Source organism: Mycobacterium sp. NGS45 (genome assembly GCF_059812645.1).
On record NZ_JCALDB010000006.1, the window covers coordinates 164,709 to 179,789 of the forward strand.

15 protein-coding genes are annotated in these 15,081 nt (G+C 68.3%); 9 read left to right on the plus strand and 6 right to left on the minus strand.

Features of this window, described 5'->3' with window-relative positions; translation table 11 throughout:
- Positions 1 to 46 precede the first annotated feature (46 nt).
- The 3 genes from AC5Y3P_RS07945 (at position 47) to AC5Y3P_RS07955 (ending at position 3,724) form a co-directional block, all read left to right on the plus strand.
- On the plus strand, positions 47 to 1,774 hold the full coding sequence (locus AC5Y3P_RS07945) for a DEAD/DEAH box helicase (RefSeq protein WP_500045346.1): 1,728 nt from the start codon (positions 47 to 49) through the stop codon (positions 1,772 to 1,774).
- Positions 1,771 to 2,916 (plus strand): acyltransferase family protein, encoded by a 1,146-nt coding sequence (locus tag AC5Y3P_RS07950; RefSeq protein ID WP_500045348.1) that lies wholly within the window; start codon positions 1,771 to 1,773, stop codon positions 2,914 to 2,916. Before AC5Y3P_RS07945 ends, AC5Y3P_RS07950 begins: the two co-directional genes overlap by 4 nt.
- Before the next feature lie 79 nt (positions 2,917 to 2,995).
- Entirely contained in the window at positions 2,996 to 3,724 is a 729-nt protein-coding gene (locus AC5Y3P_RS07955; protein WP_500045349.1) for a siderophore-interacting protein, read from the plus strand.
- Here the strand turns inward: AC5Y3P_RS07955 and AC5Y3P_RS07960 are convergent.
- A complete protein-coding gene (locus tag AC5Y3P_RS07960; protein WP_500045350.1) occupies positions 3,709 to 4,305 on the minus strand; it encodes a TetR/AcrR family transcriptional regulator in 597 nt (198 codons plus the stop codon). The genes AC5Y3P_RS07955 and AC5Y3P_RS07960 overlap by 16 nt on opposite strands.
- Complete coding sequence (locus AC5Y3P_RS07965; RefSeq protein ID WP_500045352.1) at positions 4,305 to 5,531, minus strand: cytochrome P450; 1,227 nt, start codon at positions 5,529 to 5,531, stop codon at positions 4,305 to 4,307. The genes AC5Y3P_RS07960 and AC5Y3P_RS07965 overlap by 1 nt, the downstream gene beginning before the upstream one ends.
- A 177-nt stretch (positions 5,532 to 5,708) precedes the next feature.
- Between AC5Y3P_RS07965 and AC5Y3P_RS07970 the strand changes: the two genes are divergently transcribed.
- Positions 5,709 to 6,704 carry an oxygenase MpaB family protein gene (locus AC5Y3P_RS07970; RefSeq protein WP_500045393.1) on the plus strand — a complete coding sequence of 332 codons (996 nt, stop codon included), beginning with the start codon at positions 5,709 to 5,711 and terminating at the stop codon, positions 6,702 to 6,704.
- 10 nt (positions 6,705 to 6,714) lie between these two features.
- Here AC5Y3P_RS07970 and AC5Y3P_RS07975 read toward each other — a convergent pair whose 3' ends face one another.
- Both AC5Y3P_RS07975 and tap read right to left on the minus strand, forming a co-directional pair.
- Positions 6,715 to 8,082 carry an FAD-binding oxidoreductase gene (locus AC5Y3P_RS07975; RefSeq protein ID WP_500045353.1) on the minus strand — a complete coding sequence of 456 codons (1,368 nt, stop codon included), beginning with the start codon at positions 8,080 to 8,082 and terminating at the stop codon, positions 6,715 to 6,717.
- 9 nt (positions 8,083 to 8,091) lie between these two features.
- On the minus strand, positions 8,092 to 9,327 hold the full coding sequence (tap, locus tag AC5Y3P_RS07980; protein WP_500045355.1) for a multidrug efflux MFS transporter Tap: 1,236 nt from the start codon (positions 9,325 to 9,327) through the stop codon (positions 8,092 to 8,094).
- A 53-nt stretch (positions 9,328 to 9,380) separates the two neighbouring features.
- Here tap and AC5Y3P_RS07985 point away from each other — a divergent pair, with 53 nt between their 5' ends.
- The 3 genes from AC5Y3P_RS07985 to AC5Y3P_RS07995 all read left to right on the plus strand — a co-directional run bounded on the left by AC5Y3P_RS07985 (position 9,381) and on the right by AC5Y3P_RS07995 (position 12,112).
- The gene (locus tag AC5Y3P_RS07985; RefSeq protein ID WP_500045356.1) at positions 9,381 to 10,211 is read left to right on the plus strand and encodes a uracil-DNA glycosylase; all 831 of its coding nucleotides are present in this window, start codon (positions 9,381 to 9,383) and stop codon (positions 10,209 to 10,211) included.
- 135 nt (positions 10,212 to 10,346) lie between these two features.
- Positions 10,347 to 10,967: a putative quinol monooxygenase gene (locus AC5Y3P_RS07990; RefSeq protein ID WP_500045357.1), complete on the plus strand. Its 621-nt coding sequence runs from the start codon at positions 10,347 to 10,349 to the stop codon at positions 10,965 to 10,967.
- A gap of 95 nt (positions 10,968 to 11,062) precedes the next feature.
- Positions 11,063 to 12,112 carry an LLM class flavin-dependent oxidoreductase gene (locus AC5Y3P_RS07995; protein WP_500045358.1) on the plus strand — a complete coding sequence of 350 codons (1,050 nt, stop codon included), beginning with the start codon at positions 11,063 to 11,065 and terminating at the stop codon, positions 12,110 to 12,112.
- 13 nt (positions 12,113 to 12,125) lie between these two features.
- Here AC5Y3P_RS07995 and AC5Y3P_RS08000 read toward each other — a convergent pair whose 3' ends face one another.
- Positions 12,126 to 12,551, minus strand: a complete 426-nt coding sequence (locus AC5Y3P_RS08000; RefSeq protein WP_500045359.1) for an HIT family protein — start codon at positions 12,549 to 12,551, stop codon at positions 12,126 to 12,128.
- A 40-nt stretch (positions 12,552 to 12,591) separates the two neighbouring features.
- Here AC5Y3P_RS08000 and AC5Y3P_RS08005 point away from each other — a divergent pair, with 40 nt between their 5' ends.
- Positions 12,592 to 13,989, plus strand: coding sequence for an amidase (locus tag AC5Y3P_RS08005; protein ID WP_500045360.1), 1,398 nt, complete (start codon positions 12,592 to 12,594; stop codon positions 13,987 to 13,989).
- A gap of 68 nt (positions 13,990 to 14,057) precedes the next feature.
- Here AC5Y3P_RS08005 and AC5Y3P_RS08010 read toward each other — a convergent pair whose 3' ends face one another.
- The gene (locus AC5Y3P_RS08010) at positions 14,058 to 14,561 is read right to left on the minus strand and encodes a DNA-deoxyinosine glycosylase (protein WP_500045361.1); all 504 of its coding nucleotides are present in this window, start codon (positions 14,559 to 14,561) and stop codon (positions 14,058 to 14,060) included.
- A 98-nt stretch (positions 14,562 to 14,659) separates the two neighbouring features.
- Here AC5Y3P_RS08010 and AC5Y3P_RS08015 point away from each other — a divergent pair, with 98 nt between their 5' ends.
- Positions 14,660 to 15,070, plus strand: coding sequence for a DUF6632 domain-containing protein (locus tag AC5Y3P_RS08015; RefSeq protein ID WP_500045362.1), 411 nt, complete (start codon positions 14,660 to 14,662; stop codon positions 15,068 to 15,070).
- Positions 15,071 to 15,081 lie beyond the last annotated feature (11 nt).

Consider the following 15,081-nt stretch of genomic DNA (forward strand, 5'->3'; position numbering starts at 1 on the left):
TCATCGGTCAGGCGCGGCCGCCGCCTGGGATTAGACTGCTTGACCAATGACCATCCCCGATCCACCCCACGCGACATTCGCGGACCTGCAGATTCATCCCGCGGTGTTGCAGGCGGTACTCGACGTCGGCTACGAAACGCCGTCGGCGATCCAGGCTGCCACCATTCCCGCCTTGTTGGCGGGTTCGGATGTGGTCGGCCTAGCCCAGACCGGCACCGGCAAGACTGCAGCGTTCGCCATCCCGATCCTGTCCAAGATCGACGTCAGCAGCCGGGCCACCCAGGCCCTGGTGCTGGCACCCACCCGCGAGTTGGCGCTGCAGGTCGCCGAGGCGTTCGGTCGTTACGGTGCCCAGCTGCCCGAGCTCAACGTGCTGGCCATCTACGGCGGCTCGTCCTACGGCCCGCAGTTGGCCGGGCTCAAACGCGGCGCGCAGGTGGTGGTCGGCACCCCAGGCCGGGTGATCGACCACCTGGAGAAGGGTCGGCTGGATCTGTCCCGGCTGGACTACCTGGTGCTCGACGAGGCCGACGAGATGTTGCAGATGGGCTTCGCCGAGGACGTCGAACGCATCCTGGCCGACACCCCGGAGTACAAGCAGGTCGCGTTGTTCTCGGCGACCATGCCGCCGGCCATCCGCAAGATCACCAGCAAGTACCTGCACGATCCGGTCGAGGTGACCGTCGAAGCCAAGACCGCGACCGCCGACAACATCTCGCAGCGCTTCATCCAGGTCGCCGGGCCGCGCAAGCTGGATGCCCTGACCCGGGTGCTGGAAGTCGAGCCGTTCGACGCGATGATCGTGTTCGTCCGCACCAAGCAGGCCACCGAGGAGGTCGCCGAACGGTTGCGTGCCCGCGGGTTCTCCGCGGCCGCGATCAACGGCGACATCGCGCAAGCCCAACGCGAGCGGACCATCGCCTCGCTCAAGGAGGGCAAGCTCGACATCCTGATCGCCACCGACGTCGCCGCGCGCGGTCTGGACGTGGAGCGGATCAGCCACGTGGTCAACTACGACATCCCGCACGACACCGAGTCCTATGTGCACCGGATCGGACGTACCGGGCGGGCCGGCCGTTCCGGGGCGGCGCTGCTGTTCGTCACGCCGCGGGAGCGGCATCTGCTCAAGGCGATCGAGAAGCACACCCGGTCCAAGCTGGTCGAGTCCGAATTGCCCAGCGTCGACGACGTCAACGCGCAGCGGGTGGCGAAGTTCCGGGACTCGATCACCGACACCCTCAGTTCGCCGGGCCTGGAACTGTTCCGCCGGCTGATCGAGGACTACGAACGCGAGAACGACGTGCCGTTGGCCGACATCGCCGCGGCGCTGGCACTGCAGTCCCGGGACGGCGAGGCGTTCCTGATGGTCGAACCGCCGCCGGAGCAGCGACGCGAACGCGCCGAGCGGCCCGACCGGCCGGCCCGGGGTGAGCGGTCAAGGGGCAGAGGAGATTTCGCGACCTATCGGATCGACGTCGGCAAGCGGCACAAGGTGATGCCGGGCGCCATCGTCGGGGCGATCGCCAACGAAGGCGGGTTGAATCGCAGCGATTTCGGGCACATCGCGATCAAGCTGGACTTCTCGCTGGTGGAACTGCCGGCTGAGCTGTCCTCGGAAACCTGGCGCGCGCTGTCGAAGACCCGGATTCAGGGCGAGCCGATCAACCTGCGTCTGGACCATGGACCAGCCCACCGGGAACACCGATCCGGGAAGCCGGCAAAGCCCGGCAAGAAGCCATACAAGAAGGCGTACAAACCACGTAAATCGCAATGACCCAATCGTTGTACAGCGGCGAACAGGGTGGGTTGGAATCGATTTCGCATCCCCGCGGGCGGGTCGCCTCACTCACCGGCATCCGGGCCGTGGCGGCCATGCTCGTGGTCGCCACCCACGCCGCCTACAGCACCGGCAAGTACCCGCTCGGCTACTGGGGATTGGCGTCATCGCGGCTCGAGGTCGGGGTTCCGATCTTCTTCGTGCTCTCCGGTTTTCTGCTGTTCGCACCGTGGGTGCGCGCGGTGGCCAATGACAAACCGGAGCCCTCGGTGCGTCGCTACGCCTGGCACCGGGTGCGCCGCATCATGCCGGCCTACGTGGTCACGGTGCTGGCCGCCTATCTGCTGTACCACTTCCGTACCGCCGGACCCAACCCCGGCCACACTTGGGAAGGGTTCCTGCGCAACGTCACGCTGACCCAGATCTACACCGACAACTACATTTACGCGTTCCTGCACCAGGGCCTGATCCAGATGTGGAGCCTGGCGGTCGAGGTGTCGTTCTATGCGGTGCTGCCGGGCCTGGCCTACCTGTTGTTGGTGGTGCTGTGCCGGCGCCGTTGGCAGCCGGTGCGACTGCTGGGCGCGTTGTGTCTGCTGGCGTTGATCACGCCGGCCTGGTTGGTGCTGGTGCATTCCGAGGTGCCGCTGGTGGAGGGTGCGCGGCTGTGGCTGCCCACCTATCTGCTCTGGTTCCTGGTCGGGATGGCGCTGGCGGTGCTGCAGGCCATGCGGGTCCAGGTGTACGGGTTCGTTGCGGTGCCGCTGGCGATCGTGTGCTTCCTGATCGTGTCGACCCCGATCGGCGGCGAATTCCAAACCTCGCCCAACGAATTGACCGCCGCGATCGTGAAGGTGAGCTTCTTCGCCGCGATCGCCGGACTGGCGGTCGCGCCGCTGGCCTTGGGCAACCGCGGCTGGTACAGCCGGTTCATGGCGAGTCGGCCCATGGTGTGGCTCGGCGAGATCTCCTACGAGATCTTCCTGGTGCACATGATGGTGATGGAACTGGTGATGGTCGAGGTGTTGCACATCCCGGTGTTCACCGGGTCGATGCTGAACTTGTTCGTGGTGACCATGGTGTTCACCATCCCGCTGTCCTGGCTGCTGCACCGGTTCACCCGGGTACGCCGGCCCTGACTGCGGCCGCGTTGCGGGAGGCCGCACAACATCCCGGCGCGGAGTTAGGCTGACCTAACTTCGACGGAGGGTGGGTTCGATGACGCAACGCAAACCGTCCCGCGGTCTCGACGGCGCGCTGGTCAAGCTGTTCCGCGGCGGCGACTACGAACTGACGGTTACCGGCCGCACCGAAGTCGGCCCGCACTATCTGCGGCTGCACTTCCACGCGCCGGAGTTGCTCGCGGCAGCCCGACTGCACCCGACCCTGTGGGTGCGCGGCTGGTTTCCCGACGGTGATCGCGCCCACCAGCGCGGCTACACCCTGGTCAACCCCGATCGCCAAACCGGCACCGTGGACATCGATTTCGCGCTGCACGACGGGATCGCCACCCGGTGGGCCTGCGATGCCGCACCCGGTGACGTCCTCGAGGTCACGGTGCTGGGCAGCAGCTTCGCGCTGCCCAGCCCGAGCCCGGCCGGTTACCTGATCGCCGGGGACACCGCCTCACTGCCGGCGATCAACTCGCTGCTCGACGCGATCGGGGACATCCCGGCCTGGGTGTTCTTGGAAGCGCCGCACGACGAGGACCGCGACTTGCCGGTGCAGGTGGCTCCCGACGCCGACGTCGAGGTGATCTGGGTGGATCGCGTCGATGACGGCCGCGCACTGGTCGAAACCATAACTGCGGCAGCGTTCGACGCCTCCGATCACTTCGCCTGGGTGGCATGTGACACCCGCACCACCCGGGCGGTGACGAAGGTCTTCCGGGAGGACTACGCGGTGCCGCGCACCGCGATCAAGTCGCAGGCCTACTGGTCGGCCTGATCAGTTCGAACCGGGGCGAGCAGCACCGGCACCAGGAACTCGGTCACCATCCGGCGTTCGTCGTCGGCGTCTCGGCCCGGGGCGATCAGCAGCGAGGTCAGCACCCGGACCAGCCAGCGCGCCTTACGGTCGATCGCCTCGGTGGCTTCGGCCGGGTCCAGCGCACTGACGAAGGCCGACACCATGGTGGTGATCAGCTCGGAGCGTTCGGCGATCTCGGCGCCGACCGGGGCGTCGTCGGGTGCAAACCAGGACAGCAGCGCCGGGTTGGAGCGGACCAGATCCAGGGCGCCGAGGAACCCGTCGACCAGACGTCGGCGGGGATCGTGGACGCCGCGCAGTCGATCGATCAGCTGCTGGTAGGCGGCCTGCGCCTCGCGATGCACGTAGGCGGTGTGCAGCGCCTGCCGGTTCGGGAAGTAGCGGTACAGCGTGGCCCGCGAACACCCTGCGGCCTTGGCGATTTCGTTCATCCCGACCGAGGCGGCCGAGTGCTGGGTGAACAACGCGTCGGCGGCGCGCAGGATCCGGTCCACGGCAACCTCGTCGCGCTCCGAGGCGAGCCAGTTGTTGCCGGCCATCAGGTCACCGTGAACGGTACCGACAACGGGCGGCGCACGTAGTGGCCGTCGGCCCACCGGACGCCGGCTTCGTCGATACGGAAATCCGGGCAGCGGGCCAGCAATTCGGTCAGCGCGACCCGGGACTGCATGCGGGCCGCCGCCGCGCCCAGGCAGTGGTGCGCGCCGTGGCTGAAGGTCAAGATGTTGCGCGGCCGGCGGGTGACGTCGAGTTCTGCTGCATCCGAACCGAATTGCCGTTCATCGCGGTTGGCCGACCCGTACAGCAGCAGCACCTTGCGACCGGCCGGGATGGTGGTTTCGGCGACGGTGACGTCGCGGGTGGTGGTGCGGCACAGGCCCTGCACGGGCGAGGTCAGCCGCAGGAACTCCTCGACCGCATCCGGGATCAGTTCCGGGTCTTCCACCAGCATTCGGCGCTGTTCGGGGTGTCGGTGCAGCAGTTGTACGGCACCGCCGAGCATTCCGGTGCTGGTGTCGTTGCCGCCGGTGACCATGGTGAAGGTGAACGCCAGGATGGACAGCAGCCCGGCTGGGTCGTCGTCGGTGCCCAGGCCGGCGGCCACCAGGTGCGAGATGGTGTCGTCGCCGGGATCGCGGCGACGGCGTTCGATCAGCGCGGTGAAGTAGGCCATCATCTCGCCCAGCGCCGAACCCACGGTGTCCAGCGCACTGCCCAGCCCGCCTTCGGCGCTGTTGGCTGCCACGATCGCGTCGGTCCAGCCGTCGAACTGGGCGCGGTCGGCTTCCGGAACTCCGAGGTAGTGCGCCACCACCATGGACGGCAGCGGTTTGAACAGTTCGGCCACGATGTCGCCACCGCCGCGGGCCCGCAGTGCCTCGATGCGGGCCACTACGAACTCGCGCACCGTGGGCTCGACGGCCTCGACCTGCCGCGGCGTGAACCCGCGCGCGACCAGCTTGCGGAATGCGGTGTGCACCGGCGGGTCCTGCATCACCATCGGTGGATTGTCTTGTAAACCAATGAGTTCCAGTTCGCCGTAGGTGACGGTCAGGCCTTGCGCCGAGGAGAAACTTTGGTGGTCGCGCGCGGCTGCCCAGACGTCGGCGTGCCGGGACAACACGTAGTAGTCCTGGTCGGGGTGTTCGGGCGGAACCACGTGGTGCACCGGATCGTGATCGCGCAGCGCGCGATACATCGGCCAGGGGTCGGCCCACGATCCGGCGTCGGCGAGGCGGAACTGGGCCGCCGCGTGTTGAGACATCTGCGTCATAATGTCTAATTTGTACGACAGCGGGGTAGATGTGTCAACCGTCGAGCGGGGACTGTCGGGGTGGCGTTGACCGGGAATGCCGAGTGCTCGTAAGCTCTGCTACGTTGACAACGCATGTTGTCCAAACTTGTCCAACGGTGACTGGAGCGCTTACTCGTGACCCAAGAGATGTCGGATACCTGCCCGGCGGCCAGTGATGCGGTACTGAGCGCAGGCTGCCCGGTGAGCGCCGGCGGCTACGACGCCCCGCCGGTGCCGCTCGGTCCCGATTCGCTGACCTGGAAGTACTTCGGTCAGTGGACGGGCCTGTTCCAGGGCACCTGGGCCGGTTCGATGCAGAACATGCACCCGCAGCTCGGCGCCGCCGTGAAGGACCACTCGATCTTCTTCATGGAGCGCATCCCACGGCTGATGCGGTCGATCTACCCGATCGGCGGCGTGGTGTTCGACGGCTACCGCGCCCCGCAGACCGCTGCCGAGGTCCGCGATTACCACATCGGCCTCAATGGCGTCGACGACCAGGGTCGCCGGTACAGCGCGCTCAACCCGGACGTCTTCTACTGGGCGCACGCGACGTTCTTCAAGTCGACTCTGCTGGCCGCCGAGAAGTTCGCCGGCGGGCTGACCGAGGACGACAAACGGCAGCTGTTCGACGAGCACATCACCTGGTACCGGATGTACGGGCTGAGCATGCGCCCGGTGCCCAAGACCTGGGAGGAATTCCAGGAGTACTGGGATCACATGTGCCGCAACGTGCTGGAGAACACCTGGGCCGCACGCGAGGTGATGGACCTGTCGACGATGCCCAAACATCCGTCGCTGAACTGGATTCCGGATCCGATCTGGGCGCTCAACCTCAAGGTCATGCAGCGCTTCCTGACGTTCATGACCGTCGCGCTCTACGACGAGCCGGTGCGTGAGCTGATGGGCTACAGCTGGTCGCCGCGCAAGCAGTGGTGGCACGACCGGCTGTGCAACGTGATCACGCTGGTCAACAAGTACGGCCCCAAGCGCGCACTGATGCATCCGCGCAAGCGCTCGGCGTTGGATCGCGCCTCGGGCCGACTGCCGGTGGACGCGCCGCTGGTGCAGACGCCCGCGCGCAACCTGCCGCCGCTCGAATACCGCGGCGACCCGCGCTTCTACTGCCCGAAAGTCGACTGAGAGCCCGAGCTCAGAGCACCGCACCCGGGTTCAGGATCCCGTCCGGATCCAGTGCGGTCTTGATCCGGCGGTTCAGTTCCATGGCCTCGGGTCCGAGATAGTCGCCCAGCCACGGCTTCTTCAACCGGCCCACGCCGTGCTCACCGGTGATGGTGCCGCCCAACGCCAACGCCAGGTCCATGATGTCGCCGAAGGCCTGTTCGGCCCGCCGGGTCATCTCGGCGTCGCTGGGGTCATAGACGATCAGCGGGTGGGTGTTGCCGTCGCCCGCGTGCGCGATCACCGAGATCACCAGGCCGGCCTCGGCGGCCAACTTCTGCACCCCGGCCACCAGATCGGCCAGCGCGGACAGCGGCACCCCAACGTCTTCGAGCAGCAGCGACCCCTTGGCCTCGACGGCCGGGATGGCGAATCGGCGCGCCGCTACGAACGCCTCACCCTCGGCTGGGTCGGAGGTCGAAAACACCTCGGTGGCACCGTATTCGGTGAACACCGCGGCCATGAACTCGGCGTCCTCGGCGCCGGAGGGCCCGCGGTCGTCGGAGGCCGCCACCATGATCGCAGCGGCGTTGCGGTCCAGTCCCATCTTCAGCTTGTCCTCGACCGCGTTGATCGCCACCGAGTCCATGAACTCCAACATGGCCGGGCGGATCTTGGTGGTGATCGCGGTGACCGCGCCGCACGCACCGGTCACCGTCGGGAACGTCGCCACCACGGTGCTGGCCGGCTGCTGCGGCGGCAGCAGCCGCAGCGTCACCTCGGTGATCACCCCGAGGGTGCCCTCGCTGCCGACGAACAACTTGGTCAAGCTCAGTCCCGCAACGTCTTTCAGGCGCGGGCCACCGAGGCGCACCGCGCTGCCGTCGGCCAGCACCACCTGCAAACCCAGCACGTAGTCGGTGGTCACGCCGTACTTCACGCAGCACAACCCGCCGGCGTTGGTCGCGATGTTGCCGCCGATACTGCAGATCTCGAACGACGACGGATCTGGCGGATACCACAGCCCGTGCTCGGCGGCGACCCGCTTGACCTCGGCGTTGAGCAACCCGGGCTGCACCACGGCGGTCCGGGTCACCGGGTCGACGGTGATGTCGCGCATCCGCTCGGTGGACAACACCACGCCGTCGTCGACCGCGGTCGCACCGCCGGACAGGCCGGTGCCCATACCGCGCGGCACGACCGCGATCCGGTGCTCGGTGGCCCAGCGCAAGATGGTTTGCACCTCCTCGGTGCGGGTCGGTCGCAGCACGGCCAGCGGGGTGCCGGCGGCTGGGTCGGCGGCGCGGTCCTGGCGATAGGACGCCAGGATGTCGGGATCGGTGACCACGGTGCCCTCGGGCAACCGGGCGGCCAGGGTGGCGATCGCTGACTTGCTCACCCGTCGATCCTACGGATCGGTGCTCGCCACCCGATCGAGCTCGCGCAGCGCCGGTAGCCCGATCGCGATCAGACCCATCAGCAGCATCGGCAGTGACAGTGCCAGGAACGTGACGTGCAGCCCGGCGGCGTCGGCCAGCGGGCCGGCGACGATCAAGCCGAGCGGTCCGGCCGCATAGGCCAGCGAGCCCATCACGCCCACCACCCGGCCGCGCAGCTGCGTCGGCGCCCGGGTCTGCATGACGTAGTTGTAGATCGGTGCGATCGGACCGTAGAACAAGCCGACCAGAGCGCTGAGCGCCAGAATCCAGGGCAGCGGTGGCAGGAACGCAATCACCGTCATCGCCGCCCCGAGGGTGAGCATCGCCGCCAGCATGGTGGCCCGTCGCGACACGAACCGGCTGAACCAGGCATAGCCCAACGCTCCGGTCAGTCCGCCGACCGACAGTGCCACCAGCACCCAGCCCAACTGGGCCGGCTCGTTGCGGTCGGTGAAGTACTTGGGAAACAGCACCGACTCCATCGGCATGTACAGCCCGGTGATGATCAGGTCGATGATCGCCAGCGTGCGCAGCACCTTGATGCTCCAGACAAAGCGCAGACCCTCGACGATGCCCGACCACACCCCGGCGGGCAGCTTGTCGCGTTCGGGTGGGCCGGCCCCTTCCAGCCGCAGCGCCCCGATCGCCAGGATCGACAACCCGAACGCCGCCGCGGTCACCCACATGGTGTTGACCCCGCCGAGCGTGGCGATCAGCAGCCCGCCCACGCCCGGGCCCACGATGTAGGCCAGGTTGAAGCTGGCCTCGTAGAAGCTGTTGGCGCGGTCCAGGGTCCACCCGGCGCGTTTGGCGGCCTCGGGCAGCATGGTTTCCCGGGCCGTCATGCCGGCCGGGTCGAAGAACGCGCCGAGCGCGGCCAGCGTCGCCAACACCGCGACGTTGACGGCGTCGGCCCCGAAACTCAGCGCGATCACCGGCACCGCGGCCACGCTGACCGCCGAGAGTGCATCCGAGAGCATCGACACCCGGCGTCGGCCCAGGTAGTCCACCGCGGCGCCGGCGATCAAGGTGGCCACCAGCAGCGGCAGGGTGCCGGCCATCGCCACGATCGACGCGTCCAGCGCCGAACCGGTGCGCTGCAGCACCAGCCACGGGAACACCACCATCGAGATGCCGTTGCCGGTGCCGGCCAACAACGCCGCGCACAGGATCAGCAGCAGGGGCCCGCGGGCGGAGGTGGCCATGGCCGACCGATCGTATGCCCAATCCGGGGCTACCGGAATCGATTTGAAAAGCCATGCGGCACCATGGTCGGGTGCTTGTTCATCCGCGCACCGGTCGTGCCTTCGCGTCCCCGGTACCGCCGGGTGCCGGCTGGCCGGGGGATGTGGCCACCCCGACCACCCCGGTCGCCGAGGACGCCGACGACGTCGTCGACCTGGCCGCGCAGACCGCCCGGATCCGCGACGTGGACGCCATGGTCAGCGTGTGTCGGGCGTGTCCGCGGTTGGTCAGCTGGCGCGAACAGGTGGCCGAGACCAAACGCAAGTCGTTCGCCGACCAACCCTATTGGGGCCGACCGGTTCCCGGTTGGGGCGTGGCGCGGCCCCGGGTGCTGATCCTGGGGCTGGCCCCGGCCGCCAACGGAGCCAACCGGACCGGCCGGGTGTTCACCGGTGACCGCTCCGGGGACCAGCTGTTCGCCTCGCTGCACCGCTGCGGGCTGGTCAACCAGCCCACTTCGGTGGATGCCGCAGATGGCTTGCGGGCCAACAAGATCCGGATCATCGCCGCGGTGCGCTGCGCCCCGCCGGGCAATGCGCCGACGCCGGCCGAACGGGCGACGTGTGCGCCATGGCTGAGAGCGGAGTGGCAGCTGATCGCACCGCACGTCCGGGTGATCGTCACCTTGGGTGGGTTCGCCTGGCAGGTCGCGATGGGGCTGCTGGCCGAGCAGGTCAGCGTTCCGCGGCCCAAGTTCGGCCACCGGGCCCACGTCCAGTTGCCGTCGGGTCTGCACCTGCTGGGTTGCTTTCACCCCAGCCAGCAGAACATGTTCACCGGCCGGCTCACCCCGCCGATGCTCGACGACGTCTTCACCGACGCCCGCGGCCTGGCCCGCATCTGAGCGATTTCGGTGCGTTTGGGTGCGCTCAGCGCCCCTGCGCGCACCGAAATCGCAGTGCAACGTGGCCGGTAGGAGGACAGTAGGGAGGTACCGGTGGCGCCGCCGGGGCGCTGCCCTGATGCCCCAGGAGGAAACGTGTACGCACGCTCCACCACCATTCGAGTGCAACCTGCGGCCATCGACCCGGGGATCGCGTTCGTTCGTGACGAAGTCATGCCGTCGGTGCAGGCCGTCGACGGGTGCATCGGGGTCTCGCTGCTGGTGGACCGCGACACCGGCCGGTGCATCTTCACCAGCGCCTGGCAGAGCGAGGCGGACCTGCGGGCCGGTCTGGCACTGGTACAGCCGATGCGCAGCCGGGCCGAGGACATGTTCGGCAGCCTGCGCAGCTCCGAGCAGTGGGAGATCGCGGTCCTGCATCGCGCGTGCCGGGCACCCGAGGGCGCCTGCGCGCGGGTCACCTGGGTCGGCACCGAACCGGAGCGTCTCGACGACGGCATCGACCTGTACCGGATGTCGGCGCTGCCCGAGATCGAGCACCTGGAAGGGTTCTGCAGTGCCAGCCTGATGGTCAACCGGTCAGCGGGCCGCGCGGTGTCCACCGTCACGTTCGATTCGCGCGCCGCCATGGATGCCAACCGGGCCCAGTCCGATGCGCTGAAGTTCGCCACCGCCGACGCCGCCGGGGCGGCCATCCTCGACGAATGCGAGTTTGACCTGCCGCTGGCCCAGCTGCGGGTACCCGAACTGGTGTGAGCGATTTCGGTGCGCGCAGGGGCGCCCAGCGCCCCCAGCCGCACCGAAATCGCAAGGGCGGGAAGCTTGCAGCGACCGGCAGCGTTACAGATGTCATGCAGCTCTCTGTCCTCGACCTCGTTCCGGTGCGCACCGACCAGACCACCGCCGACGCGCTGGCGGCCACGGTCGCCGTCGCGCAGCTGGCCGATCGGCTCGGCTACACCCGGTACTGGCTGGCCGAGCACCACAACATGCCCGCAGTCGCGGCCACCAGCCCGCCGGTACTGATCGCCTACCTGGCCGCGCAAACCCAACGAATTCGGCTCGGCTCCGGTGGTGTGATGCTGCCCAACCACGCGCCGCTGGCCGTCGCCGAGCAGTTCGCTCTGCTGGAAGCCGCCGCACCGGGGCGCATCGACCTGGGCCTGGGCCGCGCGCCCGGCTCGGACCCGGTCACCTCGGTGGCGTTGCGCGGCCCGGCCGGCCGCGACGACTCCGATATCGCGAACTTCCCGCGCTACCTCGACGAGGTCGCGGCCATGATGAGCCCGCCGGGTGTCCGGGTGGAACTGCCGGCCCGACTGCAGCAACCCGACTACATCCTCAAGGCCACCCCGCTGGCCAGCGGCCAACCCCGGCTCTGGCTGCTGGGGTCGTCGCTGTACTCGGCGCACCTGGCCGCCGCCAAGGGGCTGCCGTACGTGTTCGCGCACCACTTCTCCGGGCAGGGCACCGATGAGGCGCTGGCCGTCTACCGCGACGAGTTCGTCCCCAGCGCGCTCACCCCGGAGCCGCTGACCTTCCTGACCGTCAACGCCTCGGTGGCACCGAGCTCCGAGGAGGCGCACGCTGCGCTGCTGCCGCAACTGCAGATGATGGCCCGGTTGCGCACCGGCCAACCGCTGGGTGCGCTGGACTTGGTCGAAGATGCCCAAGCTCAGCAGTCCACGCCGCAGGAACTGGCGATCATCGAGTCCGGCCGGGCCAAGGCCGTGGTCGGGACCCCGGCCGAGGCCGCCGAGCAGCTCACCGCGCTGGCCCGGCGTTACGACGTCGACGAGGTGATGGTCAACCCGGTCGGCTCGGCGAGGGTAGGCACCGAACCGGCCAGCGCACCGGCCCGTGAGCAGACCCTGGAGCTGCTGGCCAAGGAGCTGCTCTAAAGCGTCGAGCGTGCTAATCGTCGAGCGCTGCCAGCGCCTCGCGCAGCAGCCGACCCGAGGTCTCCCGGTCCGGGTCGCGGCGCACCACCAGGCCCTTGGCGAAGGACAGCTTGTCGCCGAACTGCCGCGGTGCCACGTGCAGATGGATGTGGAACACGCTCTGGAATGCGGCCTTGCCGTCGTTGATCACGATGTTGTTGCCGTCGGCGTGCAGCCCGGAGACCCGCGAGGCCTTGGCGATCCGCTGACCCAGCTTCATCATCGAGGCGACGACGTCGGGCGGCGTGTCGGTCAGGTCGACGTGGTGCGCCCGCGGGATCACCAGCGTGTGTCCGCGCACGAACGGGCGGATGTCGAGGAATGCCAGTAGGTCGTCGTCTTCGTAGATCTGGATGGCCGGCGCGTCGCCGGCTGCGATGGCGCAGAACACACAGGACATCCGGTCACCGTAGCCAATCGGCGATGGCTACGCTGCGGCCATGGACTCCATCGAGTTGGCCTTCGCGGGTGCCGCCGAGCAGGCCCGGCTGTTGGCGGTCGGCGCGATCACCGCGCCCGCGCTGACCGAGCTCTACCTGGGCCGGATCGCCCGGCTGGATCCGGAGCTGCGCAGCTATCGCGTGGTGTTCGCCGAGGCGGCCCGCCGCGACGCCGAGCTCGCGCAGCAGCGGCTGGACGCCGGCGAGCGGCTGCCGCTGCTCGGTGTGCCGATCGCGATCAAGGACGACAGCGACATCGCCGGGGAGACCACCACCTACGGCAGCACCGCGCACGGCCCGGCGCCCACCAAGGACTCCGAGGTGGTCCGGCTGCTGCGCGAGGCGGGCGCGGTGATCCTGGGCAAGACCGCGGTGCCCGAGATGATGATCTGGCCGTTCACCGAAACCGTGTCCTACGGTGCGACGCACAATCCGTGGGATCTGTCCCGCACGCCGGGCGGCAGCAGCGGCGGCAGCGGGGCTGCGGTGGCGGCCGGCCTGGCGTCGCTGGCGCTGGGTTCCGACGGCGCCGGGTCGATTCGGATCCCGGCCACCTGGTGCGGGCTGTTCGGTATCAAACCGCAACGTGATCGGGTGCCGCTGGCCCCGCACGACGACGCCTGGTGCGGCATGGTCTGCAACGGCCCGCTCACCCACACCGTCGAGGACGCTGCGCTGTTCCTAGATGTCACGTGTGACAAGTCGATGCCCGGTCCCGACGGCGGCTTCGTCCGGGCGGCCGGCCGGCCGCCGAATCGGTTGCGAATTGCGTTGAGCACCAAGGTGCCTCCGCTGTTGACCGCGCATCGCGATGCCGAGCAGCGCGCTGCGGTGCACCAGGCGGGCCAGCTGCTGCGTGAACTCGGGCATGAGGTGGTGGCGGCCGAGATCGACTATCCGCGCACCGCGGTCTACGGCCAGGTGTTGCCCCGGTACTTCCGCGGTATCTACGACGACGTCAAGGTGCTGCCGCATCAGGAGCGACTGGATTCCCGCACCCGCGGGATGGCCCGGATCGGGCGGATGTTCTCGGATGCCCGGATCGCCAAGATCCGGGCCGCCGAGCAAGAATTCACCGCGCAGATCACCAGGATCTTCGACGACGTCGACGTGGTGATCACGCCGGGCGCGGCCACCGGACCGTCCAAGATCGGGGCCTACCGCAGGCTCGGTGCGGTCTCGACGCTGGCGCTGTCCGCGGCGCGGGTGCCGTACCAGGCCGCGTTCAACGCCACCGGGCAGCCGGCCGCGGTGGTGCCGTGGGGACTGGACCGGCATGGTCTGCCGCTGTCGATCCAGTTGGTGGGCCGGCCCTTCGATGAGGCGACGCTGCTGTCGCTGGCCGCCGAGATCGAGGCCGACCGGCCCTGGGCGCACCGCCGGCCGCCGATCAGCTGACTCGGCTCCTACGTTGAGTTGGAGCTGATGTACGTGGTTTGCGTAAATACGCGTACCTACGTTCTGACTCAACGTATTTCGGCGGTCAACGCCGCCCGCCAGATCGCCAGCTTCTCGGCGAACGGCACGGTGTGCGCCGGGCTGGTCGACGGCAACCGTAGATACTCCAGCGGCCGGGTCACCACGGCCAGCCGGCGGTAGTTGGTCTGTGCGGCGCCGCCGGTGAAGATCACCCGCGTGATACTGGGCCATTCACCGAAGAAGGCCTCAAAGTCGTTGACCTCCATGCTCTCTGGCTGCACTGCGGAATCCAGGCTGCCCGCACGCCGGCAGAACGCCAGCACATCCCATACCGCGTAACCGGCTGCGATCATCGCGGCGGTGCGAACTTCATAGGGATCGTCGGGGGAGAAGCCGAGCAACTCACCCATGATGGGCCAGAAGGCGTTGCGCGGATTGCCGTAGTACTGCTGTTTGGCCAGCGACAGCACACTCGGCGCATTTCCCAAAAACAGCGTGTCGGGTTTGCCGCCCACGATCGGCGGCAAGCCTCTCACCTGGTCGTCGGGCATGCATTCCTCCTGCTGGGATGACCTGGCCGATTCGGCCAAGCCGCCGCCTCCCGAATGTACTGTGACGCCTGTGACACCGGTCTCGAGTGGAGCGCGCCATGGCATCCGTGAACAGCTACCGACTTCTGCAGATCGTGCTCGCGGTGTTCGGCACCGTGATGGTGTTGCTGTACCCACTGGCAGTGCTGTGGCCCTCGGGCTGGGCCTGGCACCACGGGCCACCGCACCAGTCGGACTACTTCATGATGATCGTCGGGCTCTATGTCACGCTCGGCGTCTTCCTCTGGATCGCGGCTCGACGCCCGGAGGCCCATCTCAGTCTGATCTGGTTCACGGTCTGGTCCAGCGTGGTGCATGCCGTGATCATGGCGGTGCAGTCCTTCGGCGATGTGCAGCACCGCGGGCATCTGTGGGGCGATGTGCCTGCCTTGTTGCTGGTGGCCGTGGTGCTGGCGGGTCTGGTTCGGGAATCCGGGATGACGCTGACCCCGCCGAGCGATCCGAACTGAGCCGGCAGTGA